The 26,304-nt window shown below is 62.6% G+C and carries 24 protein-coding genes; 5 read left to right on the forward strand and 19 right to left on the reverse strand.

What is annotated here, in order from left to right; genetic code table 11:
• Positions 1-96: 96 nt before the first annotated feature.
• The 5 genes from minE to FJ977_RS20190 all read right to left on the reverse strand — a co-directional run bounded on the left by minE (position 97) and on the right by FJ977_RS20190 (position 6,579).
• A complete protein-coding gene (gene minE / locus FJ977_RS20170) occupies positions 97-369 on the reverse strand; it encodes a cell division topological specificity factor MinE (RefSeq protein WP_056571260.1) in 273 nt (90 codons plus the stop codon).
• Entirely contained in the window at positions 366-1,181 is an 816-nt protein-coding gene (gene minD, locus FJ977_RS20175; RefSeq protein WP_056571258.1) for a septum site-determining protein MinD, read from the reverse strand. Before minD ends, minE begins: the two co-directional genes overlap by 4 nt.
• A gap of 103 nt (positions 1,182-1,284) precedes the next feature.
• Positions 1,285-2,127, reverse strand: coding sequence for a septum site-determining protein MinC (minC, locus tag FJ977_RS20180; RefSeq protein WP_140773978.1), 843 nt, complete (start codon positions 2,125-2,127; stop codon positions 1,285-1,287).
• A 220-nt stretch (positions 2,128-2,347) separates the two neighbouring features.
• Positions 2,348-4,117: a hypothetical protein gene (locus FJ977_RS20185; protein WP_246683213.1), complete on the reverse strand. Its 1,770-nt coding sequence runs from the start codon at positions 4,115-4,117 to the stop codon at positions 2,348-2,350.
• Positions 4,118-4,311: 194 nt separating this feature from the next.
• Positions 4,312-6,579, reverse strand: a complete 2,268-nt coding sequence (locus FJ977_RS20190; RefSeq protein ID WP_140773980.1) for an AAA family ATPase — start codon at positions 6,577-6,579, stop codon at positions 4,312-4,314.
• A 282-nt stretch (positions 6,580-6,861) separates the two neighbouring features.
• On the opposite strand from FJ977_RS20190, the gene FJ977_RS20195 reads away from it, so the two are divergent.
• Positions 6,862-7,281 (forward strand): VOC family protein, encoded by a 420-nt coding sequence (locus tag FJ977_RS20195; RefSeq protein WP_140773981.1) that lies wholly within the window; start codon positions 6,862-6,864, stop codon positions 7,279-7,281.
• Between the two features lie 130 nt (positions 7,282-7,411).
• Positions 7,412-8,365, forward strand: a complete 954-nt coding sequence (locus tag FJ977_RS20200; protein WP_140773982.1) for an EamA family transporter — start codon at positions 7,412-7,414, stop codon at positions 8,363-8,365.
• A gap of 93 nt (positions 8,366-8,458) precedes the next feature.
• Here FJ977_RS20200 and FJ977_RS20205 read toward each other — a convergent pair whose 3' ends face one another.
• The 11 genes from FJ977_RS20205 to FJ977_RS20255 form a co-directional block, all read right to left on the reverse strand.
• Positions 8,459-8,608 carry a hypothetical protein gene (locus FJ977_RS20205; RefSeq protein WP_140773983.1) on the reverse strand — a complete coding sequence of 50 codons (150 nt, stop codon included), beginning with the start codon at positions 8,606-8,608 and terminating at the stop codon, positions 8,459-8,461.
• A 24-nt stretch (positions 8,609-8,632) separates the two neighbouring features.
• On the reverse strand, positions 8,633-8,956 hold the full coding sequence (locus FJ977_RS20210; RefSeq protein ID WP_140773984.1) for a DUF2934 domain-containing protein: 324 nt from the start codon (positions 8,954-8,956) through the stop codon (positions 8,633-8,635).
• Positions 8,957-9,154: 198 nt separating this feature from the next.
• Positions 9,155-9,400 (reverse strand): DUF680 domain-containing protein, encoded by a 246-nt coding sequence (locus FJ977_RS20215; RefSeq protein ID WP_140773985.1) that lies wholly within the window; start codon positions 9,398-9,400, stop codon positions 9,155-9,157.
• A gap of 307 nt (positions 9,401-9,707) precedes the next feature.
• Positions 9,708-10,229 (reverse strand): DoxX family protein, encoded by a 522-nt coding sequence (locus FJ977_RS20220; RefSeq protein ID WP_140773986.1) that lies wholly within the window; start codon positions 10,227-10,229, stop codon positions 9,708-9,710.
• A 258-nt stretch (positions 10,230-10,487) separates the two neighbouring features.
• Positions 10,488-10,967 (reverse strand): tetratricopeptide repeat protein, encoded by a 480-nt coding sequence (locus FJ977_RS20225; RefSeq protein WP_140773987.1) that lies wholly within the window; start codon positions 10,965-10,967, stop codon positions 10,488-10,490.
• 31 nt (positions 10,968-10,998) lie between these two features.
• Positions 10,999-11,970 carry an MBL fold metallo-hydrolase gene (locus tag FJ977_RS20230; protein ID WP_140773988.1) on the reverse strand — a complete coding sequence of 324 codons (972 nt, stop codon included), beginning with the start codon at positions 11,968-11,970 and terminating at the stop codon, positions 10,999-11,001.
• A 128-nt stretch (positions 11,971-12,098) separates the two neighbouring features.
• Positions 12,099-12,347 (reverse strand): DUF680 domain-containing protein, encoded by a 249-nt coding sequence (locus tag FJ977_RS20235; protein WP_140773989.1) that lies wholly within the window; start codon positions 12,345-12,347, stop codon positions 12,099-12,101.
• A gap of 49 nt (positions 12,348-12,396) precedes the next feature.
• Positions 12,397-12,633 carry a DUF680 domain-containing protein gene (locus tag FJ977_RS20240; RefSeq protein ID WP_140773990.1) on the reverse strand — a complete coding sequence of 79 codons (237 nt, stop codon included), beginning with the start codon at positions 12,631-12,633 and terminating at the stop codon, positions 12,397-12,399.
• A 231-nt stretch (positions 12,634-12,864) separates the two neighbouring features.
• Positions 12,865-13,164: a hypothetical protein gene (locus FJ977_RS20245; protein WP_140773991.1), complete on the reverse strand. Its 300-nt coding sequence runs from the start codon at positions 13,162-13,164 to the stop codon at positions 12,865-12,867.
• 170 nt (positions 13,165-13,334) lie between these two features.
• A complete protein-coding gene (locus tag FJ977_RS20250; protein WP_140773992.1) occupies positions 13,335-14,297 on the reverse strand; it encodes an AraC family transcriptional regulator in 963 nt (320 codons plus the stop codon).
• A gap of 165 nt (positions 14,298-14,462) precedes the next feature.
• Positions 14,463-15,530 (reverse strand): helix-turn-helix domain-containing protein, encoded by a 1,068-nt coding sequence (locus tag FJ977_RS20255; protein ID WP_181179986.1) that lies wholly within the window; start codon positions 15,528-15,530, stop codon positions 14,463-14,465.
• A 345-nt stretch (positions 15,531-15,875) separates the two neighbouring features.
• Here FJ977_RS20255 and FJ977_RS20260 point away from each other — a divergent pair, with 345 nt between their 5' ends.
• From FJ977_RS20260 to FJ977_RS20270, 3 genes are read left to right on the forward strand one after another with little or no spacing between them, the layout of a single operon-like run.
• A complete protein-coding gene (locus FJ977_RS20260; protein WP_181179987.1) occupies positions 15,876-20,003 on the forward strand; it encodes a Pls/PosA family non-ribosomal peptide synthetase in 4,128 nt (1,375 codons plus the stop codon).
• A 29-nt stretch (positions 20,004-20,032) separates the two neighbouring features.
• On the forward strand, positions 20,033-20,515 hold the full coding sequence (locus FJ977_RS20265) for a GNAT family N-acetyltransferase (RefSeq protein ID WP_140773995.1): 483 nt from the start codon (positions 20,033-20,035) through the stop codon (positions 20,513-20,515).
• A gap of 47 nt (positions 20,516-20,562) precedes the next feature.
• Positions 20,563-21,180 (forward strand): 4'-phosphopantetheinyl transferase superfamily protein, encoded by a 618-nt coding sequence (locus FJ977_RS20270; RefSeq protein WP_246683217.1) that lies wholly within the window; start codon positions 20,563-20,565, stop codon positions 21,178-21,180.
• Positions 21,181-21,189: 9 nt separating this feature from the next.
• Here FJ977_RS20270 and FJ977_RS20275 read toward each other — a convergent pair whose 3' ends face one another.
• The 3 genes from FJ977_RS20275 to FJ977_RS20285 all read right to left on the reverse strand — a co-directional run bounded on the left by FJ977_RS20275 (position 21,190) and on the right by FJ977_RS20285 (position 26,202).
• On the reverse strand, positions 21,190-22,290 hold the full coding sequence (locus FJ977_RS20275; protein ID WP_140773997.1) for a KamA family radical SAM protein: 1,101 nt from the start codon (positions 22,288-22,290) through the stop codon (positions 21,190-21,192).
• Positions 22,291-22,398: 108 nt separating this feature from the next.
• Complete coding sequence (locus tag FJ977_RS20280; protein WP_140773998.1) at positions 22,399-25,122, reverse strand: TonB-dependent receptor; 2,724 nt, start codon at positions 25,120-25,122, stop codon at positions 22,399-22,401.
• Between the two features lie 120 nt (positions 25,123-25,242).
• On the reverse strand, positions 25,243-26,202 hold the full coding sequence (locus FJ977_RS20285) for a FecR domain-containing protein (RefSeq protein ID WP_140773999.1): 960 nt from the start codon (positions 26,200-26,202) through the stop codon (positions 25,243-25,245).
• Between the last annotated feature and the right edge of the window lie 102 nt (positions 26,203-26,304).

Below are 26,304 nucleotides of genomic sequence, written 5' to 3' on the forward strand. Positions count from 1 at the left end.
CTTGTGGGGAGGGGCTAGGGGTGGGGGTACGTGCCGGGCAAACCTTCGGGAAATTTCATATGCGATTGCCCTGCCCCCAAGGGGGAGGGTGAAAAGTCATCCCGCGATCGCCATCGGCACAGCGCTCTTGTTGGGGATCTGGATATCGATCTCCAGCGTCGACATGGTCTCGCCGCGATCCATCGAGACCTGCAGGTAATCCTGGTCGATCTGCACGTGCTTGGCGATAACGGCCATGATCTCCTCGCGCAGGATGGAGACCAGGTCGGGCTGGCTGCGGTTGCGGCGCTCATAGGCGAGCAGCACCTGCAGCCGCTCGCGCGCCACCGGCGCGCTGGAGCGCCGACGGAAAAGGTCGAACACGTTCATGCCGCCCTCCTTCCCAACAGCCGGTCGAGGAAGCCTTTGCGCTCGAAGGGAACGACGACCGGCAGGTCCTCGCCTTCCAGCCGCCTTGCGGCATCGAGATAAGCCTTGGCCGCGGTGTTGAGCGGCTCCGACAGCGTCACCGGCGCGCCGAGGTTGGAGGCGCGCAGCACATCCTGGCTCTCGGGGATGATGCCGAGCAGCGGCACCGACAGGATTTCGAGCACATCGTCGATGCTGAGCATTTCACCCCGCGCGGCCCGCGCCGCGTCATAGCGTGTGACCAGCACGTGCTTGGCGATCTGCTCGCCCTGTTCGGCGCGCATGGTGCGGGCGTCGAGCAGGCCGATTATGCGGTCGGAATCGCGCACCGACGACACTTCCGGATTGGTGACGATGACCGCCTCGTCGGCAAAGCGCATGGCGAGCTGCGCTCCGCGCTCGATGCCGGCCGGGCTGTCGCAGAACACGTAGTCGAACACCGAGCGCAGCTTGTCGATGACTTCGCCGACGCCCTCTTCCGTCAGCGCGTCCTTGTCGCGCGTCTGCGAGGCCGGCAGCAGGAACAGCGTCTCGACCCGCTTGTCGCGGATCAGCGCCTGCGACAGCTTTGCCGTGCCCTGGATGACGTTGACGAGGTCGAACACGACGCGGCGTTCGGCGCCCATGATCAGGTCGAGATTCCGCAGGCCGACGTCGAAATCGACCAGGGCCACCTTCTTGCCGGTCTTGGCCACGGCGGCACCGAGCGCCGCCGTCGAGGTGGTCTTGCCGACGCCCCCCTTGCCCGAAGTGACCACCACTACCTTGCCCATGAAAAATGCCTCCGTTGCTATTCGTTTATTTCCGGGCCGGCGTGCCGGCCTGTCGTCGGCCGTACCGGCCTGTTTTCTCAGTCGACCGCCCTGACGGCCGTTCTCAACTCAGCGTCTCGACCCGCAGCTTGTCGCCGTCGAGGAAGGCCTGCACCGGCTTGCCGCGCGAAACCCCTTCCATCTCCTCGGCGGTGATGTACCAGCCGTCGACGGACAGAAGCTCGGCCTCGTTGCGGCGGCAGAAGATGCGCGCGGCCGTGTTGCCCAGCGCACCCGCCGAAGCGCGCCCGCGCAACGTGCCGTAGACATGGATCGAACCGGCGGCGACGATCTCCGAACCGGACGCGACCGAGCCCAGCACGATGACATCGCCATGCGGATGCATGATCGCCTGGCCGGACCGGATCGGCGCCTTGATCATCAGCGTGCCCGAATCATAATGCGAAACCTGCGGCTCGCTCTCGCCCGCCTTGCTTGCGCCAGCCTTGCCCTCGCCAATCCTACCGCCGTCGGCCTTGCCGTTCTCCGCCCTGCCCTTGCCGGCGCTGCCTTCAGGCTGCTCGGCCTTGTCGGAAACCTCCGCCCTCGCTTTGTCGGCGCCCTTGCGGCCAGGCAGCAGCCCATCCGTCGTCGCCTCCTTGGCGCCGACCAGCAGAGGCGGCAGGTCAGGCCCGAGCGAGGCCCCTTCAAGCTCGATGGCATAAATGCGGATACCGCGCGTCCCCAACTCCGCCACAAGTGCCGCGATCTCGCTGGGCTGCGGCTTCAGCGTGTTCAGATCGAGCAGCACCGGCCGCCCGGCAAAATAGCCCGGCGAGTTGCCGATCCAGTGATCCAGCCCCTGCAACCATTCCGAAAGCGGCGCCTCGGGCGTCAATGTGAAAGCGACGAAAGAACGGGCACGAAAGCGAATGGATTTGGCCTCGAGGGGAGCGGCAAAGGTCACGGCTGGCGAATCCCTACTGAGAGGTAAACGCTAGCGAGAGAATGGTTAACGAATGGTTAACGAGGGGTGGGGTGAGATTGGAAAGGCGGTCCCCGGCAGGACCAGTGTAGGTTTGTGCGCTTGGCTTGCGACGACTGTGACCAGCGGTGGTAGAGACTTTAATAGCTGGAAGTGTCGGCGACGTACCTGAGTCATATCAACTCGACGGCCGAATCCTGAATTAAATCAGCCTAGCCGGCACCTGAGCTTTGCGGATTACGTCAGCAACATGACTTGTCAGGCCGACATTTCCCTTCAAGAGAAAACCCGTATTCGGAGGAAGCAAGGCGATGGCGATCCGAAGATTCTCCAATCCGAGGGCAAGATCGAATGCTTCCCAATTGTCCGCGTCTCCAGGAACAAGGATCGATGAGGTGCTTAATGTAGCCCCCTTATGTAGTTGTACGATCCAGACCGACTGTCCGTCGTGAACCCACTCAAATCGAACCGGGCCAAGTAGTGCCACCAGACGTTTGTGTAAATCTGATACGTTCTCAATCACAAGCTTCGGCAAAAGTTCGGGTGCAGCGTCGCCCTTCATAAAGGCGTCCCCCTCCCCGGCAGCACCCTCAACCACTAGCTTGTCGTCGGCTGTGACTATGGCTGCGCCAGAGTACCGAGCCGGTATAGCGGCCTGGCTCAAGACTGAAGCAATCTGACTGCCCGCAGGGTCCTCCCGTTCAATCAACGCGAATGGATCAACCCAGCCCTTTACAGTCGTAAATTTCCCTGGGACCTGTTCGGTGGGGCTCGTCCGAAACCATACCTCTGAACTTCCCGTCGGCCGACCAAAGGTAAACGGCGCTACTCGACGATTAATCACAGTTGTGTAAGGCACCCGAAAGCCCATAATGTGCGCAATCATCAAACCAAAGACTTTGTCACCTATCATGCGGCTAAAGCGATTTGGCCAGTTGTTTTTTGCTGTAAGTGTGGTCGCTTTGACCGCCGCGTACTCCCAGCCCAAAGTGTTTGTATGACGCCAACCTCGCGGCTTTGGATGCAGGCTAAATTCAAGTCGGCTAGCGTACGGTACGTTCAAATCAGGAACAAACCCATACACTTGGCGAAGCAGGGAAAGGCCCCATTCCCGCGAAAGTGAAGCGACGCCGCTCTTCTCAACCCCTCTTGGCGTATCATCTGGTGTGAACTCAATCACGTCGCCCATTAACACGCCGGAGACACCACCATCATTCACATCAACTGTCTCATTTGCTATGACGTATAACCCTTCTGAGGCCAATCGCCTTACAGCGCCAACGGCTTCGTCCAACGATTTGACACCATATATGAACTCACGGCTCTGCGGACTTTCAGGTGTAAAGCTGCGTAGGTTGACCGATTTCTCTGGGCTCCGTTCCAACAGAGTGGACATTGCGGTCTTTAGATTTGGAAATCTCCAATTGGGGGAATAGCCCCAAACGCGCGCAAACTCCTGATTCACTCCGGCAGTGCCGGTCGGCGAATAGCTGATGAACTGCGCCACGTTGATAGTCTCGGCGAGACGATCAAGCGATTCGTCCTTTCGGAGGAATTCAGATTGCCACCCAGCATGAACAGAGGTCGGACGAGATCGAGTTAACGCCCCCAGAACGGTTTCCAGCTTCTCGACTGGAACACCCAACTCACTAACCGTAGTTACCGCAGTCGACAAAAGCGAGATAGCATCACCAATCTCTACTGGAGCACCTTCGACCGAGACAAGCGGTATGCGCTTCTCAACAGCCCTCAGCAGCTCCGTGGCGCAACCGCTGCTAAATTGCCAGCCTGACATTAAGACGATTCGGCCCGCATAGCGCTCGATTACTCGCTCCCACAAAGCGATATAGTCTGATTGTCGCCAATTTTCGACATGTAATGTTGCAGGCTCCAAAACGGGCTCCGAGTAGCGTTGTCGGAGCTCATTTGCCACTTGTTTCAGTTCTTGAGTATTAGGATCGATAACCTTCATTCTGTGGGCTTCGACATAGGCGTCTCCTGACAGGAACGCGCCTTCGTTTCGATACCAGTCAAGGAATCGCGGCCCAGTCGTGATGGGCCCACTTAGATAAACAACCGACGTACCCGCGAAAACGGATTCCCAAGCCTGAAGCAGAAGTTCGTGCTCCTGGCTTTCGGGGGCTCTAGGTATTTCCATTAATTGTCTCATTCAGCAGAACGTTCGCTATCCGCCCTATCAAGGACGCCCTTTATCTTACCACCGAGCGCTGTCGATGCGAGGGTAGGGAAGGATTTTTCGAATCCTTCGGCATCGTCCATCGCCTGCTTTGCCGCGAGTATCGATCGCTGCGTGGCGATGCTGGTCAGGTCATCGCCGACTTCCGCCGCCAGTGCCAATAGCGCGAAAAACTCTTCCAAGGGATAGCTGTTGTCCATGGCCTCGTCACCGTTGTCGAATTTCAATCGATATGATGCCGGGTCAATTGTACGTGCGCGCTCAGTCAAGTTCCGGACCAACTCATCAACGGCTCCGGCACCTCTCTTCGCATACTCGATGACAGCCGCCTCCATGTCCGTGTATCCTAAAAAGAGGGACGACTTCTTCAACTTTTCCCAGTCGGACTCGCCCCATCCGTTCATTGTTCCGAGCGGTGATTTCTCTCTCACGAGATAAGTTAAAATCTGCCTTCGCGCCGATGCGTCTGGCGGCAACACTAAGTACCGCTTATCAACGCGGCCAGTCCGCTTTATGGCTGAGTCGATACGGTTCTCGTAGTTTGTGGCGATAACAAAAAGAATTCTTTCTGATTGGCGCAGATCATTCAACTTGGTCAGCATCCCAGGCGTCATGAACTGAAAGACTGAATCCTGCTTGCTGTAGCGTTTGCTATCGCGATCAAGCAGGAAATTATCGATCTCATCAAACAAAACGACAATTCCTGACTGCGATTGCAACACATCAAAAATTGCCTTTGCTCTTGCCTCAAGCTGGGCGCCTCCACCTGCAAGGAAGTCGCTGACAGTGATGGTCACCATCCTAACATTAAGGGCGTCGGCGATACTTTTTGCTACCGTAGTCTTTCCAGTCCCCGGGGGGCCATATAGGAGCATAGAAAACAGAGCCGGCTGAAGATTTTTCCAGCCAACCACAAAATCGGCTCCGATCTCGCTGTAAACCGCATACTTCTGTCCAAGTACCGTGACTGGCTGGTATTTATTTTCAAGTTCGCTCCATTCCTTCTTCTTTGGTTCTCGGAGCAAAAATCTAGAAAGAACCAAAGTGGTCCGGGCGATATGCGCCTGAAGTGCTCTCCGATAGTTGAGAAGGAACTCAAGAACCTGACTAGTCTCCCAAATATGTATGGAATCTGTCTCATTTATGTGCTCTGAATGCCACCCAATATATTCTTTACCGTCTTTGTGGAATCTAACGATTCTTGCTCTCAGCCACTGCCAGTAGCGCCGTAGCAGATGGATACTCATCGAGCCGAAGGTTTCGTGTAGGTTCGCCCCATCATAGAGCTCGCATGATCTCAATAGAGAGTTTGCAACCTCGACGCTGACCGGGAACAGCGAAAACCCCTTGCTATTTGCCATAAATGGTTTGACTGGGCGCCAGAACGCACTTTGCTCCTGAGCCTTTGCCAAAACCTCCAGAACGCGCTTGAACAAAGTTCTGTCTACCGCGTCCTTCTGAACTAACAGCAACCCCTCTAGGCAGAAAGCTAGTTCTGCTGGGTCAAATCTGCTATCGGGGATGGAGCTGAACGAAAGCTGCTCATGAAGATTCTTTTCAAAATATACTCTGAATCCATGGAGATTATCGGACGAGCTTTCTTGAAAAATAGTATTAGATTGTATTATCCTAAGATATATTATAGCGTTGTCGACAGCGTAATTTCCAATATCCTTGTCCAATTCACTAAAAATTTCACCGCTTGGCAAAACAATATCAGAATTTTTGTTCAGAAATTTCTGAATCTTATCTTCGATATACTCTCGAACTATTCCGTATTGCGGTATTCTTTTTACAAAATCGACCTCACAAATATTGGCTAAGAAAGAGAGGGTTAGAGGATCGTCTTTTCCATAACTACGCGATTTTGTCGATACAACTCCATCTTTCGAAACGTCGCCAAACAATATTGATGCCGACCTCTCCGCAATATCAAGTATCGAATCGGAATCATTTATCTCAACCTTCGGAAATGTGGGAGAATTGCCGAATTTGTTTGGTCTCTTCCATTTATGTAGAAGTTTCCAAAGGGACAGAGACACCATACAGGTCGTGCTTTGCGACAAGTCATCTAGTTCGATTTTCTTTTTTCGATCCACCGCATAAGGCCAACCTTTGCTGCCATTAAATGTGGCTGCAAGTGTCTTACAGACGTCCTGAATGATATTCTCAACAGAGGAGATATCCCGAATATCTGCGACGTAAGGTCCGGTAAGATAGTCATCCAAAGTGTCCAAGAAACGCCTCCCCTGCCTGCACGGCTCACAAGCCGCTCAGCGTGGTGATTAGCAGCATCTAGAAAATTGAGCCACCCAGATTAACCTCTTGCTTGTCGATCTCCATCGCGGCCCAGTGGCCCTCGCGAGAAGCGGGCACCCGACACCAAAGTGAACGCGTGCCTAGGCATCCGTGCCGCTGCGCTGGTGAAAAAAATTGAAATGCGGTGTCGGATCAGCGGGTGGTCAACCGTCTTAAAGCAGGCGCCTGGACTGGCATCTCGACAACGAAAGGAATGATCGATGAGCAAGAAGATTTTCGTGAGCCTGCCGGTGACCAACGTAAGGGCATCCATGGCGTTCTATGAATCTCTCGGGTTCAAGAACAATCCCAGCTTTACCAGTGAGACGGCCGCGGGGATGGTGTGGAGCGAAGACATCAATTTCATGCTGCTCAGCCGTGAAAAATGGCAGACCATGACCACTCGCCCCATCCCGCCATCGACGTCCAGCGAGGTTATGCTGGCGCTGTCCCTGGACAGCCGCGAGGCGGTCGATGCGATGGCCACGGCTGCTGCCGCGAACGGTGGCGTCGCCGACATCAATCCGATCGAAGATCATGGGTTCATGTATACCCGCGACCTCGCTGATCCCGATGGCCATGCCGTGGGCGCGATGTGGATGGACGTTTCCGCGATGCCTTCCGGCGACAAGGCGGACTGACACAGTTACTCCATCGAGGACATAGGCAGCCGAGCGCAGATCCCCCACCTGTTCAAAACGGATGCACGACCCGACGACGCAGGCTATGCTGCCCCCATCGGGCCTACGTCATCCAAGGGGAGGACATGACATGCAGGCAATGCCGATAGCGCATCAGGCCGCGCAACCCGTGGCCGGCCCCATATCCTCCCTGGCCGGCTATCCGACCGCCGTCCTGTGCTGGCTGCTTTCGGCTGGTGTCTATATCGCGGCCAAATGGGTGGCGCCTGAAATGCCGCCCTGGGGGCTCTGCTTCTGGCGGTTGACGCTTGCTTGCGCCATCCTGCTGCCGATTGTGCGCCATCACCACGACGCGATGATCGGGCTTTTGCGAACGCGCGCCGTGGAGGTCGTCGCCGTGGGGGCGATCGGCCTCACGCTATGCCAGGGTATGATCTACCACGGCCTCAACGACACCGACGCCACCACGGCCGGCATCATCATGGCGCTGTCACCTGTCATGACGATGGTGCTCGCCCGCTTGGTGCTTGGCGAACCGCTGGGACTGTGGAAGTCGCTTGGCGCGCTGGTTGCGCTTGCCGGGATGATTTTCATCGTTGCCCACGGCAACCTGACGGCGCTGCTGCAACTCCAGGTCAACGCCGGCGAGCTGTGGATCGTCGGCAGCGCGTTCTGCTGGGGCCTCTACACCGTGCTTTTGCGCCGCGCCAAATTCGGCATCGAACTCCTGCCGATGGTCGTACTGCTGCTCGGCGCCGGTGCGCTGGTCGCCTTGCCGTTCCATTTGTGGGAATTGTTCAACGACGAACGCTCCGCCATGAACGTCCACAGCATTCTCGCGCTCGCCTATCTGGCAGGTCCCGGCGGGGCCTTGATGTACTATCTCTACAACAAAAGCGTGGAAACGCTCGGCGCCAGCCGGGCGAGCATGCTGCTCTACCTGCAGACGGTGTTCGTGGCTATGCTCGCCTATCTGCTGCTCGGTGAGAACTTGCATGATTACGATCTGGTCGGTGCGGCCTTCATCGTCGCCGGCATCGTACTCGCCACCGTGGTCAAACCCGCTCAACCACGCCTGGCGTAGGAATCTTGCGAGCGACGGCAGGGCCGTCAGCGCTTGGCCGACCGATGTCGGCTTTTGTGGTGCGTCACCATCGCGACAGTTCAGAGGCAAGCCTCAATGGCGTTTGAAATACTGCACCTCCTTCTCATGCTTCTCCGCCGCTTCCCGCGTCTCGAACGTCCCCAAATTTCGCCTCTTCCCGGTCTTCTCGTCCTTCTTGCGGGAATACAGCCGGTATTTGCCGTCCTTGAGTTTGCGGATCATCTCGCTCTCCCTCGCTAGGATCGATCAGGATCTCCTTTTGGCCTTCAGGCCGAGCGCTGCCTGCTCGATCGCGGCGCGGTCGGTGCCCAGGCGGTCGATCAGTGCCTGCGCCTCGTCGCCCGATATGCCGGTGCGCACGGCCAGTTGCTCGACCTCCAGCACGTCGGTGCTGGCGATTTCGCGGGTCTGCGGCAGGGCATCACCGGCTGTCAGCGGCAGGGCCGCTTCCCTGTCGATCTCCATTTCGGCCTGGTGCCAGTGCCGCTGATGGTCGCCATGGGCGCCGCCTTCGCGTTGCCAGATGGCGTAGGCGCGGTCTCGGATCTTGTCGCTGCGGTCGTCGGTCATCGTCGTTCTCCCTTGGTGTTCGGGATGAACGCCGCGCCCGCACGAATGATCCAAAAATTTTGCGTGATCGCTGGCCGGGTGGAAATTGCTGGACGGCCGGGATGAAGCGAGGCGCCGGGCGGAGCCGGGCGCAAAAATGATCCAGGCGGCGGGGCAAGCCCGCCGCCTGGATGCCGGCCGTTGTGGACGGCCTTGGCGTCAGTGGCCCCAGATGCCCTGGCCGGAATCGGCCGGCATGTCGAGGTGCGACTGTCCTGCCACCGTGCTGTCGGTGATGCTGTGGGTGACGCGCGGGTCGACCGCCTTGGCGCCCGACATCATCGCATGGGTGGCCGGATAGCCGCCGGCGGCAGGGACGAAGTCCGAGCCGAAGTGGTCGCTGCCGGCAAAGGCCATGCCGGAGGCAAACAGCAGTGAGGCAATGGTCAATACGATCTTCTTCATTTCAGTTTTCCATCTTCTTGAAGTTGACATCTGGCCCCGACGCGCCGCCCGCCCGCGTTTCATGGGACCGTGTTTGCTGCTCTTCAGGCGAAACCGGCCAACCGCGACCCTCACGGGGTCTTGCGATGTCCGGCTGTCAGCGCACGACCGTGTCGGTTCGTTGTTGCGCTGTTGGCCGCTTCAATAAGGGCACGGTGTTTGTGCGGGCGTGGTAGGCGCCGTGGTAAAACCCGCCGCCACAGTGGAATTTTGCGTGGAATGCGGCCGCGAGTGCCGCGCGCCCGGGCCGCAATCCTCCCCGCATGGCTCAAACCGGCAGCCGCACCTCCAACGAGAACTGGTTCTCCACGGCCAGCAATGCGTTGACCATTTCCTTGTCGCGCCGGCGCTTTTGCAGATAGCGGGCCAGCAGCCAGTCCAGCGACAGCGTGCCGGCGCCGACGGCGGCCAGCACGAACATGCCGCCCGATATGGCGAGGTCCTTTTCGAAATGCAGCAGCTCGTTCTGGCTGGCGAAGTTGACGTGGAACAGCAAGGCCGTGGACAGGCAGAACAGGCCGAGCCCGATGCCCCCCAGCCGCGTCAGCAGGCCTGTTGCCACAGAGAGCCCTGCCCCCAGCTGCAGCGCGATGGTTGCGACGAACAGCGGCAGCCCGACGCCTTGCGCGGCCATCGCCTTGGCGGCGCCGTCGAAATGGGTGGCCAGCGTCACGCCCTCATGCAGAAAGATGAAGGACATGAGCAGGCGGCCGGCGAGCAGGGTCACGTCCCTGATGTGGTATTTCGTGGCGAGGCCAGTGAGCTTCGCGGCGATGTCATTGGGTGTCATGGTCAGCCTCCAATTTTTGGACACAGGCAAGCGCCGCCCCGCCGTGGGACGCGCGAAAAGCGGCGCCTGCCGGATGTGATGTTCGAAAAGGCCGGAGCCGGCTCGAGGGAGAGGCGCCGGCTCCGGCAATGGGCGCCAGCCACGAGCGCCCGAACTTGTGGTGGGGGACTGGAGCGGTCAGTCCCAGTCCCCCACGCCGGCCGCTTCGCGGCCACCTCTCCCCCGCCCCCGCGGAGGGAAAGGAAATGGGTCGCGGTTTTACTGCGTCACCTTGGTGTCGATGGCCTTTTGCAGGTCGGAAAGCTCGTCGCAGCCGGCGGGGCAGAGTTTCTGCAGCGAGGCCAGCTGCTCCTTGGCCTTGGCCATGTCGCCGGTCTCGACATAGAGCTCGCCCAGATATTCGCGGGCGGCCTTGTGGTCGGGCTTCAGCTCCAGCGCCTTGTTGTAATAGGTCAGCGCGGTGGTGAAGTCGCCGGTCTTGCGCAGCGTAAAGCCGAGCAGGTTGTAGACGTCGGCCTGCTGGTTGTCCTGCGCGAGGTCGCGCAGATCGGCCAGCGCGCCCTTGTAGTCCTTGGCGGCGATCTTGGCCTGGACGGCGGTGAGGTCGGGCGCGTCGGCGCCCTCGATATCGTCCACCGCATAGGCCGGCATGATCGTCGCGACGGGAACCACGGTCAGCACGGCAATGGCGCCGAGCAGGCCGTAGAGGGCGTGCTTGCCCAGGTAGGATTGTTTCATTGTCTTTCTCGCTTGGTTTGAGTTGCCGTGCTCAAATCTGAACCGGTGTGAAGCCATAGGCATTGCCGTCTTTCACGAAGACGCCGGTGCCCGGGAACGGGAAGTGCGAACCGGAAATGCGGATGTTGTCCGCGATCACCCGGTCGATGATCTTGTGGCGCGTGGTGATGGCGGTGGGCCCATCCTGGTCGTAGCTGCCCTGCCATTCCGGATGCGGCGCCAGAAGGGCCGGCACATACATGGTGTCGGCCGAGATCATCAGCTGCTCCTTGCCGGAATTGGCGAGGTAGACGGAATGTCCTGGCGTGTGGCCGGGTGCGGCGATAATCTGGATGCCGGGCGCCACTTCCGCGCCGTCCTGGACCAGCTTCCAGTTCTTCCATTTCGGGAAGTTTTCGGCGATGCGCTTGCCCGCCGGCTTGCGGCCCTCGGGCAGCTTGGCCAGCCGGCTCGGATCGGTCCACCAATTGTATTCGGTGGCGTTGACGATCAGCTCGGCATTGGGGAACACCGGCGTGTTGGTGCCCTTCTCCATCAGGCCCCAGACATGGTCGGGGTGGAAATGCGAGATCATGATGGTGTCGATCGCCTTGTAGTCGATGCCGGCGGCGGCCATGTTGGCCGGCAGATGCGTGGCATTGGCCTGCCACTGGCCGACGCCCGAGCCGGCATCCATCATGATCAGCTTGCCGCCCATCTTGAGCACGACGACGGTGAGCGGGATGGGCATGAAGTCGGTGGTCAGCCCCGCCTTGGCAAGCGCTGCCTTGGTCTCGTCGACCGAGACATCCTTGATGAAGGCCGGGTCGTGCGGCTTCTTCCAGATGCCGTCATAGATGGCGGTCACCTCGATATCGCCGACCGTGTATTTGTAGAAGCCGATGGTCGGCTCGACCAGCAGCTCCGCGAAAGCGGGACGCGTGAACTCGAGCTTGCCGGCAAGGCCGAAAGCGGCAGCGGCGGCGGCGGATTGAAGCACTGTGCGGCGTGTCATGCTGAACATTGTGGTCTCCTGTGGGTTGCAGTGGCAGCAAGAAATCGCGGAAGGTGTGACGGAGGGCCACGCCACATGGCCCTCCGTCCTGAGTGCGGACCGGGTCGGGACCTCGAGGAGGGGTCCCGCCCCCGAACTCAGTTGCCCGGCACAGGCGGGCCGACGAATTCGCCCGCATCAGTCTGGGGAGCGGTCTGGCTGGGACCGGTCGTCACCTTGGTGTCGACCTTGTTCTGGCGCGCCTTGTAGGGGATTGACGCGGTGGCGTTGCTGTCGACGGCGGCAAGCGGCTGGTTTGCCGTGTCGGCGTTGAAATGGTCGCTGCCGGCAAAGGCGCTGGTGGTGGCCAACAGAATGGCCGCGGCGGTAAGAGCGAGGTTTTTCATGTCGATGATACCTGTTTGTTGAGGAACGGGTTGAAGGCCGGCAGTGCGCCTATCGGCCCCAGAGGCTGTCGCGATCATGCTGGGCGACGATGTCCTGAACCGAGGTCCGGTCCTGTCCGGTCCTGAGCTGTGCATCGGCGCCGTTCTGGGGTGCCGTGTAGGAGATCGAGGCCGTGACGGTGGTGTCGACGGAAGGCTGGTTGCCGCCTTCGAAATGGTCGCTGCCGGCAAAGGCAGCACTCGAGGCAAGCAACATCGCAGCCACGCTGAGAGCGAGCTTGGTCATTTCCAAAAATCCTTGTTTCGTTTCTTCGGGTCGCGGGCCGTATTGGCCCCGCTGTAGTGAAGACCCGGCGGGGCGGCGCTTTATTCCCGGAGGCGGTGAGATTTTTTTGAAAGAGATGATTTCAGGGGGACGCGGCCAAGCTAGGCACTTTCCGCCAGGACCATCGCATGGACGCACAAAGGCGCCGGCGCAGCGCGCCGACGCCTCCGATAATGCGCAGATCAGCGCCGCTTACGGACAGGTCTTCTTGCCGCAGACCGCGATGCAGATCGCCTCGTTGGAGCAGGTGTAGGTCTTCTTGGAACTGGTGCCCGATGAAGCACCGCCGCTGGAGGCGGCGAGTTGTCCGGACGCGCCGAGGTCCAGCGCCTTCATGTCGCGATTGCTGGCGCTGATCTTGCCGCATGTCTCGCTGCCGCAGACAGCCCTGCAGATCGCCGGGTTCATGCATTTGTAGGCCGCGAAGACCTCGGTTGGAAGAAGGGCGCAGAAAACCGAGATGCCGAGAATCCACCTTTTCGCCGCACGCATTGTTGCCTCCTGTGGCCAGTTTTCCTGATGTCGCGGAGGCCCGGCCGCCCAGCCTCCGTTCCCGCGCGTGCCTCCGGCACCGCGTCCGCGGGTGCGACTATGCTGATGTGAGGCCATGGGCGTATCGCAGGGATGGCACAGGTGGATGGCACTGACGGAACAGGCGCCTCTCACTGCGCCAGGCCGGCGCGCACCTCGGAAGGCGTCATGCGATAACGCGACCGGAACTGCCGGTAGAAGGTCGACGGCTCGACCAGCCCCGCCTCGAAGGCGAGATCGGCGATCGGCCTTGCGGCGAAAAGCGGGCTGGCGAGCTGCCGGTGGATCCGCTCCAGCCGCCTTTGCATGACATAGTCGGAAAAGCCCTGCCCTTCCTCGGCGAAAAGACGCCTGATGTAGCGCGGGCTGAGCCCGAGGCCCCTTCCCGCCATCTCCGCCGACAGCCGCGCTTTGTGCAAATTGTCCTCGATATAGCGCTTGATCGCCTCGATGCGCGCGGCGCGGACGCCGCGCCCGGCGATCACCTCGCCCACCTCGCGGCTGGTTCCGACCGCCGCGGCGAACAGATCGGCAATGTGCTGGGCGGCCAGAGGCGCCAGCTTGGGGCTCATCCCGCCGCGCGCCACCGCCGTGACATAGGCCAGGAGAAGGCGCGCCTCCGGCGTGCCGGGGTTGATCGCGTCGGGCCTGAGATCGCCGACATGGCGCACCAGCGGCTCGAGGGTCGACCTGTCGAAGCGGGCGCAGATGGTCCAGTCCCCGCCTGGCGCCCTGGCGCGCCAGCGTCCGTCCATCGGCATGATGCAGGGCGCGCCGGCCGGCGTCTCGACGGTTCCCTGGCCTGGCGTGTCGAAGCCCCAGCCGCCCGCGATCCAGGACACGACGAGATCGTCATTGGCGTCCTGCCGCAAGGCCGCCGTGCGTTCCCAGGCCATCGGCGAGACCTTGCCCTCGGCCACGCTCACGCCGGGCAGTAAAAGGGTGGAGGCGCTCAGATGCAGCGCGCCGCGATCGAGTGGAGCAAGATCCAGCCGCATGCAGATGCGGCCGTAGAATTCGCGCACGGCCGCTTCGCGCTCGCGGTCCGCGATCTCGTCCGTGGACAGGACGATGACATTGTCCTGGCTGGCCACCTGCGTCCGCCCCCCGTTCTTCCAATTGGTTTTCGTGCGGGCGGCGGCGGCAATTCAAGGCCTGTGTGAACGCTCCGCGCAAATGTGGCGGCAGGCGCAAGGAATGTGGCCGTGGGCGCAAAAACCGGCATCGGATTGCTGACTGGCGCGGCCTCAAGAATGGCCCTAGCGGAGGTCGCGGATCCAGCGCCATAGGGTGCGGTCCGGGCCATGTCCGGCAGGCAGGCCGCGCCCCTGCGCGGCGAGCGCCCGCATCTCGCGCGGCGTCATGTCGAAGCAACGCCGGAAGGCACGGACAAAACTCTTGCGGTGGCCGAAGCCGTAGCGGTCGGCGATCTCGCCGATGGCTTCGTGCCGGCGGGCGGGATCGACGAGCTCGGCGCGGCAGCGGCGCAGCCTTTCCTCCTGGATATATCTGGAAAGGCCGCCATACGGCTCGAACAGGTAATAGAGCTTGCGTGTCGAAATGCCGAACAGCGCGGCTATCGTTGCGGCGGAGAGATCCCGACTGCCGACATGCCTGTCGATGTGGCGGCGGATTTCGCCGGCCAGCGCCAATTGCACCGAAGCGGCGTTTGCCACCCTCACTGCCGAATTGATAGCCGCGGCGGCGAGGTCCAGCGTCGGCCTGGTCACCGCTTCGGCGTCCTGGCCGCTCATGGCGGGTGCTGCCTCGTAGAGGCCGAGGAGATGGCCGCGCAACAGCGCCGTCAAAGGGGCATTGCCCGGGATGACGCGCAGATTGTGCTCGTCCGGCGCCTTCAGAAGCGGCGCCAGCAGGCGGCGCGGCATGGTCAGGTTGAGGCTGTCGATGCCGGACGTCCCCGTCGACTGGACCTGCGCCAGGTCGGAGACGATCAGGTCGCCCGGGCAGGCCTTTTCATCCGGCCCGCCATCGCGGCGGCCGTGGCTGCCCCGCAGGCAGACCTGCACGGTGATCTGGTCGAGACCGTCGCGTCCGATGCGGGCGCGCGAGCGGTCGAAATTCTGCGCGACACATCGGTACGAACTGAGTGCGATCTCGCCGAAATGAAACGCTTCGGCACGGACATGGAACCGGTCGTCGCCGCCATTGCGCAGCCGAACGTCATAGAAGAAACCCATGTTCTCCTGCCAGAGCGCGACCGCGTCCCTGGGCGCCAGGCCGGCCGTGTCCAGCACCGAACGCGGCACCCCGCGACCCACGGGGGCACTTCCCGGCACCACGTACTGACCGTTGCCTCCCACTGCCATCCGCCACGATCCTGAAAGCCGCGAACCACCCAGCATAGGCATGGATGGCGGGCCGCGACAACACCGGGATTGCAGGGCAAGTGCAGGCCGGCTTCTCCGGCCCTTCCCCTGTTTGATGTCCGGCTCAGACACAATTCAGAAACAAGTTTCAACAGTTCAGAAAAACTGGCGAAAAGATCGGATGCCATAACCATCCCGCGGGGGACTGCCGGGATTCCTTTTCGGAAGCTTCGGGTCCGCCATCAACAAGGGTCAAATCGCAGCGGCGGCACAGCCGAAAATGCCGGCTCGAACAGCGGCATGAACAGCCGGGCGAATGCGCGGCCAGGACGAGAAAGTTTGGAAATGGATCACGGTGTCGATATCGCCGCACTCGACAGGGACACGGCAAGACGGGACGGAGAGCCCGAAACCAGCGTCGCAAGCTTCGATGCACTCATAAGAGGTGCCCAGCGTTCGGTGGCCGCGCACGGCCAGGTTCTGACCGGCGCGGACTTCGCCCGGGCAGGCAGGCCCGATGAGCGGCTGGATGCGGTTTTCGAGCAGCTCGCCGAGACATTCGCCACGCTGCCTGCGGTGATCTCCGAGGGACGTGTCTGGACATATCAGGAGCTCGACAAGCGCGCCAACCAGTTCGCCCGCCTGCTGGTCAAGCGCGGCGTGCGGCCGGGCGACCGGGTCGGGCTTATCCTCGACCGGTCGGCGGAGACCTATGTCGCGGTGCTCGCCGTGGTGAAGGCGGGTGCCGCCTTCGTGCCGCTGGCCACCGCGTTCCCGCAAGAGCGCATGGCGCTGATCATCGACGACGCCAGCGTCAGCCTGATCGTCACCATCGCCACCTATGCGTCGCGCGCCGACCAGTTGCCGGTTCCCCACGTGCTGATCGACAGCGCCGCCGCCGAGATCTCCAAACAGTCCGACGCGCCGCTGAAGCTGCATAAGGCGCCGGCCTCCGTCGCGGTCGAAGACATCTGCTACATCCTCTACACCTCGGGCACGACAGGCAGGCCGAAGGGCGTGGCCGTCCGGCACCAGAGCTTCGTCAACTTCATCCGGGTCGCCGCCGCATCCTATGGCTACCGGCCGGGCGACCGCGTCTACCAGGGCATGACCATCGCCTTCGACTTCTCCTCCGAGGAGATCTGGGTGCCGTTCGTCGCCGGTGCGACCGTGGTGCCTGCCCCCGGCCAGATGCCGCTCGTCGGCGAGGAACTCGCCGATTTCCTGCGCCATCACGACATCACCTGCATGGCCTGCAGCCCGACCTTGCTGTCGTCCATGGCGAGCGACGTGCCCAGCCTGCGCACGCTGCTGGTCGGTGGCGAGGCCTGCCCGCACAATCTGGTGGTGCGCTGGTCGAAGCCCGGGCGGCAGATCCTCAACACCTACGGCCCGACAGAGGCGACCGTCACGGCAACCATGGGCGCGCTGACGCCGGACAAGCCCGTCACCATCGGCGCGCCGCTGCCCACCTACTCCATCGTCATTCTCGACCCTTCGCTGCCGGAACTCGCCGAGGCTGGCGAACTGGGCGAGATCGGCATCGCCGGCATCGGGCTCGCGGTCGGTTATCTCAACAGGCAAGACCTCACCGAACAGAAATTCATCCCCGATTTCATCGGCCTGCCGAACAACCCGTCGAAGCGCATCTACCGCACGGGCGACCTTGGCCGGATCAACGGCGATGGCGAGATCGAATATGCTGGGCGCATCGACACCCAGGTGAAGATCCGCGGCTATCGCATCGAACTCGGCGAGATCGAGGCGGTGCTGCTGGACCAGCCCGCCATCGCGCAGGCCGCCGTCACCACCTGGGAGATCGAGCCCGGCCGTGTCGAGCTCGTCGCCTACTACGCGCCCAAGGCCGGTGCGCCGGCGATCTCGCGCGCCGATCTCGCCCAGACGATGAAGCGGCGCCTGCCGGACTACATGGTGCCCTCCTATCTGGAGGAACTGCCGGCGATCCCGATGACCGTCTCCAACAAGGTGGATCTTCGCCAGTTGCCGAAGCCGACCAGCGTGCGGCTTTCCGCCGACCGCGAGATGGTCGCGCCCGGCAATGACGACGAGCGCTTCCTGGCGGACGCGCTGGCAGCGGTGCTGAAATTCGACGCGGTCTCGGTCGAGGACAATTTCTTCGACGATCTCGGCGCCAACTCGCTGCTGATGGCGCATTTCTGCGCCCGCGTTCGCACCCGCAAGGAATGGGCGACGACGTCCATGCGCGACATCTATCTCTATCCGACCGTGGCGCGCCTGGCCAAGCATCTGAGCGTAGCGGAAGAGATGACAACGGCCACCAATGAGCCTGTCCTCACCCGCCAGGCATCAAACCTTGTCTACTGGACCTGCGGAATGGCGCAGCTCATGTTCTACCTTGTCTACAGCTATGCCGCGCTGTGGGTTCTCGACCACGGCCTCGACTGGGTCTATGACGCGCTCGACGAGCCGCTGCAGCTTTATATCAGGTGCGTGGCGCTGTCGGCTGGCGTCTTCTTCGGCATGTCGGGCTTTGCCGTTGCCGCGAAATGGCTGCTCGTCGGCCGCTGGAAGGCCGAGGCGTTTCCCATCTGGGGCCTGCGCTACTATCGCTTCTGGGTCGTCAAGACGCTGATCCGCACGGCGCCCGTCGTGCTCTTCCGCGGCAGCCCGCTCTACAGCATCTATCTCAGGCTTCTCGGCACCAAGCTCGGCCACAACGCCGTCATCGAATCCAAATCCGTGCCGGTCTGCACGGACCTGATTTCGATCGGCGCCAACACGATCCTGCGCAAGGAATCGATGATCCTCGGCTATCGCGCCCAGTCCGGCTATATCCACACCGGTCCGCTGACCATCGGTCGCGACGCCTTCGTCGGCGTCGGCTCCACGCTCGACATCGACACCTCTATCGGCGACGGCGGCCAGCTCGGCCATTCGTCCTCGCTGCAGAGCGGGCAAAGCATTCCCGACGGCGAGCACTGGCACGGATCGCCGGCCGTGCCGACCACGGCCGACTATTGCAAGGTGCGCAATGCCAACCCTTACGAGGTTCGGCGTTTCCTCTATGAGGCCGTTCAGCTGGTGCTGCTGTTCGCTGTCATCACCCCGCTGCCGCTCCTGTTCCACAGCTATTGGGAATATGTCGGCGACGACTATCAGGAGACGATCGGCCTTGTCGCCATCGGCACCACGGTCACGCTGTTCGGCTATATCGCCGTGGCCTTTCTCGCCGCCACGGTGGTGCCGCGCGTTTTCAGCCTGATCCTGAAGCCGGGCCGCACCTACACGCTCTACGGCTTCCGCTACTGGCTGCAGACCGTCTCCGAATTCTCGAGCAACTCGCGCGTGCTGGGCCTGCTGTTCGGCGACAGCTCGGCCATCGTCCACTATATGAGCGCCATCGGCTGGAACCTCAACAAGGTGGTGCAGACCGGCTCCAATTTCGGCTCCAACCAGCAGCACGAAAATCCGCTTCTGTGCGAGATCGGCACCGAGACCATGGTGTCCGACGGGCTGTTCATGATCAATGTGCACAAATCCGCCTCGGCTTTCCGGCTCGAGCCGACACGCATTGGCGAGCGCAACTATCTCGGCAACAACATCTACTATCCGCCGGATGGCCGCACGGGCGACAACGTCCTGCTCGGCACCAAGGTGATGATCCCCATCGATGGCCCGGTGCGCGAGAATGTCGGGCTCCTGGGTTCGCCTGCCTTTGAAATCCCGCGCATGGTGAACCGCGACAAGGAACTCATCGCCGGCGTCGATGAAGCCGACCGGCGCCAGCGCATCCCGTTCAAGAACCGCCACAATCTGGTGACGATCCTTCTGTTCATGGCAACGCAATGGGTCATGCTGTTCGCCACGCTGGCGATCTGGGACCGCGCGCTGAACTACTACACCGAATGGAACGAGGTCGCCCTCTTCGTCGCCGTGCTCCTGACCTCGGCGATCACCATTCCGTTCTACATTTTTGTCGAGCGGGCAAGCCTTGGCTTTGGCCGGCTGAAGCCGCGGATGACGACGATCTACGATGTCGACTTCTGGCGCCACGAACGCCATTGGAAGCTTGCCGATACACCGATTGTGCGCCTGTTCGGCGGCACGCCATTCCGGCCGATCATCCTGCGCATGCTGGGCGTCAAGGTCGGCAAGCGGGTCTATGACGGCGGCAGCAACCTGACCGAGCGTTCCCTGGTGGAGATCGGCGATGACGTCACGCTCAACGAGGGCTGCGTCATCCAGGCCCATTCGCTGGAAGAAGGTGCGTTCAAGTCGGACTTCATCCGCATCGGTGACGGTTGCACGCTCGGACCGTCCGCCTTTGTCCATTACGGCGTCGTCATGGGCAAGGGATCGATGGTCGATGCGGACTCCTTCGTGATGAAGGGCGAAGTGCTGGAGCCCAACTCGATCTGGCGCGGCAACCCGGCCAAGCTGCATCGTTTCGTCGAGCCGATCATGGATGACGGCTCCACGGCGTCATCCTGACGCTCGATGCCGAGAGCATCGGAGGTCACGTGACAGAGCGATCCGGAAGCACGCCGGACATCCGGATCGCGCCGGTTACCCCGGCCAATCGCGCGCTTGTGACAGCACTGCGGCTGGCCCCGGAGCAGATGGATTTCGTCGCGGGCAACGCGGCCTCGCTGCGCGAAGCCAGATCCGATCACGACGCGCGGCCGCGCGCGATCATGGCCGGGGATCGTGTTGTCGGGTTCCTGATGTACGAGGCGCCGCGCGATGATGACGAGGCGCGCATCTACCGGTTCATGATCGACCGCGCCAGCCAGGGCAAAGGCTACGGCAAGGCCGCGCTGCGCGAGGTGCTGCGCGAAATCGGCGGGCTCGATCACATCAGGCACGTTTCCATCTGCTACGAGCCGGAGAATGAGGCGGCACGCCAGCTCTACCGCGCCGCCGGTTTCGTGGAAGAAGGGCTCGACGAGGATGGCGAAATGATCGCCGACCTCGCCTTGCCGGCATCGATGGGCGATCGATGACGCCTGCCGCAAATCCTTCGCCTCCGGATCTGCCCGAGGAAACCTCCTTGGCCCAAGCGCTGGCCGCCCTCGCCCCGTATGGGGTCCGCACCGGATGCCGGCTCATACGCGAAGGCGACGAGACCCATCTTTTGCCCGAGGAGGCGCGCTCCATTCCGGCGCGCCAGCCGGCCATGCGGCGGGCGAGCGGTGCGGCCCGCTGGATCGCGCACCGGCTGCTGGCGGATATCGGCTTCGACGACGTCGCTCTCCCGCGTGCGCCATCCGGCGCACCCGCCTGGCCGGACGGGATAATTGGTTCGCTCGCCCATGACGACGACATGGCCGTCGCGGCGGTCGCGACGGTCGCGACGGTCGGCCGGATCCTCTCGCTCGGTATCGACGTCGAGCCCGCGCTGCCCCTGCCCGATGATATTTTCGGAATCGTTGTAACCGCCGCGGACCGGACAGGCGCGGCCGACCCGCGGCTTGCCGGCCGCATCCTCTTTGCCGCCAAGGAAGCGGTCTACAAGGCAGCCTATCCGCTCGATCGCGAGGTGCTGGGCTACGAGGATATCGCGGTGGATCTCGACGCAGGCCGCGCGACGACGAAGACCGGCCGCGGGGTCAGCCTCGCATATTGCGTTGCCCCGCGTGTAGCCGTGTTGGCGTTTGTTAGGGAATAGCAAACGGCCCTATTCGCTCACGATCTCCCGATACTCCCTCACCTTCCCATCCAGCCCGCGTATCCGCCAGCTCTCCCCGTCGCGGCCCTCGACAGGACACGGCCCGAGCGGCACCTTGCCGCCGCCTTCCGGCAGGTCGAGCACATAGACGGGATTGCAGATGCCCGACAGGCGCGCCCTGAGCGCTTCCACCAGCGCCTGGCCCTGCGCGATCGTGGTGCGGCGGTGGGCCATGCCGCGCGCGAGATCGCCATGATGGAGGTAATAGGGCTTTACCCCGAGCCGGTACATCAGCTCGCGGCAAAGCTCTTCCAGCACCTCGACGCTGTCATTGACGCCTTTGAGCAGGACACTCTGGTTGAGCAGCACGAATCCGGCTTGCCGCATCGTCCGGCAGGCCGCCTCGGTGGCGTCGGTTATCTCCCGCGCATGGTTGAAATGGGTGACGACGGTGACCATCAGCCGGCCCTGCAGCGCTTCGACCAGCCCTGATGTGATGCGCGCCGGCAGCGCCACCGGCACGCGTGTGTGGACGCGCAAGAGCCGCACATGCGGAATGGCCTCGATGCGGGCGCGGATTTCGGCCAGCGCCTTGTCCGGCAGCGACAGCGGATCGCCGCCGGTCAGGATCACTTCGCGGATTTCGGGATGCTCGGCGATATAGGCCAGCGCCGGCTCCAGCGCCTCGCGCGTATAGCCGCGGCCGATCGAGGTCAGCGATTCCTTGCGGAAGCAGAACCGGCAATAGACCGCGCACTGATAGGTCGGGAACAACAGCACCCGGTCGGCATGGCGATGCGTCAGCCTGGGCACCGGGCTGAACTCATGGTCGGCGATCGGATCGCCAAGCTCGCCCTCCGTTTCCACCAGTTCGCCCGGCGACGGGATGACCTGCGCGCGGATCGGGTCGGCCGGGTCGTTCCAGTCGATCAGGTCGAGATAGGCTTTCGGCGCACGCACCTTGTGCCGGCCGGCGGCCTCCTGCGCGGCTTGGCGCTCGGCGGGCGAAAGCGGCAGGGAGGCAAGGTCGCGCACATGGCGCACCCCCTGGCGGACATCGTCCTGCCAGGCGGCGTCCGGTTCGCGGGTTGCATCTTTGAGGTCGGTCATTGCAGGTCTCGGCTGTTCGCGCGGACCTATCGGCCGGATGGGCGGCGCGGTCAACCGTCACGGAGGCCAACGACGCCCGCCCCACTCCACGACCTTCGTGCGATGCCCTCAGAACTTCGCCGTCAGCGACCCATAAAACGTCCGCCCCGGTCCCGGCTCGGTCACCAGCCCAAGCGGATCGACATAGTATCTGTCGAACAGGTTCTCGATCCGCGCTGTCGCCGTCAGGTTATCCGTCAGCTTGTATTCGGCAAAGACATCGACCAGCGTGTAGGGATCCCATTTGACCAGCGAAATGAACTGGCTGAGCCCCTGGCTGGTCACCTGGCCGTGGCCGATGGCGCGCGGCCCGACATAGGACGCCCTGCCGCCCAGCGTCAGCCTGTCCTCGAAGAATTTCTGCGTCAGCGTCAGGTCGAGCGAATATTTTGGCGGCACCTGGTTGGTGGCGTAGTCGCCATACATCGTCTTTGTGTCGCAGGCGCCGTTCAGCTGACAGAACTCGACATTGAGATAGTAGTTGGCCGCGAAATCCGCCGCGAAGTCGCCGATCTCGTAGCGGCCGGACAATTCCACGCCGGAGAACCTGGCACGGTCGATATTGTAGACCTGCATGCCGTACCAGGTGTAGCCTTCGCCCGGGAACGACCGGAACGAGCGCGCGATATAATCCTTCACGTTCCAGTTGAAGTAGCCGAGCTTGAGCATGCCGGTATCGGTATCGGTGAACAGGCCATTCCTGTGGACGTTCATGCCAAGCTCCCAATTGCTGGAGCGCTCCGGGCCGAGGTTCGGATTGGGGATGATGGTGAAGGCCGAGACCGACTCGAACAGGCTGGGGAAGCGCAAGGCATTGGAATAGTTGACATAGAACTGCGTGCCGTCGAACGGCTCGACCGTCACGCCGACCGACGGGCTGAAGCCGCCGTCGCTGCGGTCGGGCTTGGCATTCAACTGATCAGGTGAGTTGGCCTGCGTGCGCCGGTCATGCGACCAGAACTGCGAATAGCGCAGGCCGGCATTCAGCGTCAGCCAGTCCACCGGCTTGTAGGCCAGCTTGGTATAGCCCGCCGCCTCCTGCCGCTCGGCGTCGCGCAGGTTGAGCCAGCCTTCGATCGTGTCGGTCAATCCGCTCGGCTTGGTGTCCTCGTTGCGGTAGGTCAGGCCGTAGGTGAAATCGAGCGCGCCATAGTCGGTGACGAATTTGGACTTGTTGGAGACCTCGCCGCCCCACATGACCGTATCGGAGCCCGTGCGGTAGTCCGCCGGCACACCCGGGGGCCGCTGGCCATAGGCGTTGCGCGGCGGGTTGCGCAGCTCGAGATTGGTCACCCACAGATTGGCGGTGAGATCCACGAGGTCGTTGCCTTCCGGATTGAGGCGGTAGCGCAGCGTGCCGGTGTCGACCTTGGTGCCGGTTGTCTGTGCCTGCTGGACCGCCTGTCCGGTAGCGTTGCCGAGCGCTGAAGCCAGCCGGTCGCCGGCCTCGCTGCGGAAGCCGGTATAGCCAAATTGCAGGCTCTGTCCGTCACCGAAACGCCAGGTGCCCTTGGTGATCCAGGACTGGGATTCAAGCTGCGTGTTGAGCACTTCCTCGCCGGGGCGATAATTGGCGATGCCGGTGTTTACGACATAGTCCCTGTAGAGGAGATAGGATGGGCATTCACCGCTCGCATAGCAGTAAGGCTGGGGACCTGTTCTGACGGGATTGGCGTGGGGGCCGTACTTGCCGGCGTGGTAGTTGCCCTGGTCACGATAGGCATAGCCGACGAGAAAGTCGAAGTCCTCCTGCTTGACCGCCGCGACGATGCTGGCCGAGCCCTGCGTGGGCTTCAGCAAGCCTGGCCGATCCAGTCCGGTTCCGGAGGGTGTGATCACGCCATAACCCGAATTCGGATCATTCGTGGAGCCAAGGGGGTTGCTGATGAGATAGCCGGCCTTGTCGCCAGGCTGGGGCGTGCTCGTGTTCGAGCCAAAGCCGCCCTTCAGCCGCACCCCGAATGTCTTGCCGTCCTCGACGATGTCGGACGGGTTCAACGTCCTCATGGCGACGGTGCCGGCAATGCCGTAGGACGCGACGTCCGAGCCCTTGGTGATGTCGACACCGCCCAGAAGGTCCGGATCGACGAAGGTGCGGTTCGAGATGCCCTGGTAGCCCTGATAGACCTGCAGCGAGTTTTCCGCCCCGTCGACGGTGACGTTGACGCGGCCCATGCCCTGCATGCCGCGCACGTTGACGTCGATGGAACCGGCGCCGTTGCGCGCCTCGCCCGACATCACACCCGGCGTGCCGCGAAAAATTTCGGCCGGGCTCGAGCCGCGGAACCGTTCGATGGTTTCGCCTGAAATGTAGGCGGTGGGAGCCGCTGTTCTGTACGGTTCCTCGCCCGGACTGCCGCCGCCGGCGACGACGGTTATCGGGTCGAGCGTCAAACCGTCCGCCGCGCCCGCCGACGGCGCGTGCGCGGCGGCGACCCTGTCGCTGATAGTCACCGTGTTGGCGCCGGTGAAGGCATGGGTCAGGCCCGTGCCCTGCAGGATCCGCGCCAGCGCCGCACCGGGTGCCGCCGCACCGGAGACGCCGGGCGACCGCTTGCCCGCGGCGATCTCGGGCAGATAGGTGACCTGCAGCCTGGCCTGCCTGCCGAACGCCGCCAGCGCGCCCGAAAGCGAGCCGGGCGGAATGTTGAAGGTCGCCTGCTGCGCGGGTTGCCCATGCGCCTTCCCTTGCACGGCAACCATTGCCGCGCCCACCGTCGATGACAGCAGCGCCGCGATCAGCAGCCTTCGTCCAAATCCTCTTGTCGCATCAGTCTTCTGCCCCAGCCCCATGGCCCAGCCGCTCCATTTTCATTTTTGTGGAAGGGAGGCCTGTTTGGCAGCGGCTGACGGCAACCCCTGTGAGATCAAACGAACGGGGGCTTCGGATTTTCTCCCCTCGGCTCGAATTTTTCAGATCGATGAAATAACGGTCAGCCACGGCGATATCCGCCGTACCTTGCCGTTATGCGGTTGCACGACCGCTTCCAGCGCGGCGAGCGGATTTGTGAGATCGAACACCCCGCTGATGCGCCCCGCGCCGAGGCCGGAATCGGCGATCACCACGCGGCCGGCCTGCCAGCGTGCGATCCTGGCCACGACCGAAGCCACGGTCTCGCGTTCGGCGACGATCAGCCCGTCGCGCCACGCAGCTATCTGGCCGGCGTCTCGCGTTCCACGCTCCACGGCGAGCGTGCTGCCGTCGAGCGCCAGCCATTCGCCGCCGGAAAGCCTTTGCGCCTGCGCCAGCGGCGAAGCGGGCATCGCCACCTCGACCAGCCCACGCGCCACCGACACCGTCAGCAGCCCGGCATCGCGGCTGACATCGAAGGCGGTGCCGAGCGCGGTCGACGTCAGCGTCTCCACCTGCACCTGGAAGGGCCTGGCGGCATCGGCCGCGACCTCGAAGAAGGCCATGCCGGCCAGCAGCTCGACCCGCCTCAGATCGGGCGTGAAGGCGCTGCGCATGGCGCTGTCGGGGCCGAGCGTGACGACGCTGCCGTCGGACAGGGTGACGCGGCGCAGCTCCGCCGTCGACGTGATCTGGTCGGCCTTGAGGCGGATCAACAGCTCCGGCCCGAAGAGCGCGCCGCTGCCGAGCGCGGCCAGCCCGGCAAGACCCGTCAGGATGACCTTGCGCCGCGACACGCCTTCCCCGGTGCTCGCGGCCTTGCGGCGGTCCTCGAACACCTTGCCGGCCATGCCGTGGATTTCGGCAATCTCCGCCCAGGCCGCCTCATGCGCCGGGCCGCGGGCGCGCCAGTTCTGGATCAGCTCGCGCGCGACCGGATTGGCCGGCTCGTTCTGCAGGCGGATGACGAGGTCGGCCGCCTCCTCGAAAAGCCTGTCGTCGTCGCTGATGTCCTCAATCATGCCTCTGCAAACCCGCCGGCGCCCTGCTTCCGAAGGCCAAATCCACCCTCCAGCCATTGAAACGAATGAACGGCGGCAATTTCCTGCCGCGACATGCGGTGC

This window comes from Mesorhizobium sp. B2-1-3A, from assembly GCF_006442655.1.
In the GTDB taxonomy this organism is placed as follows: Bacteria; Pseudomonadota; Alphaproteobacteria; order Rhizobiales; family Rhizobiaceae; genus Mesorhizobium.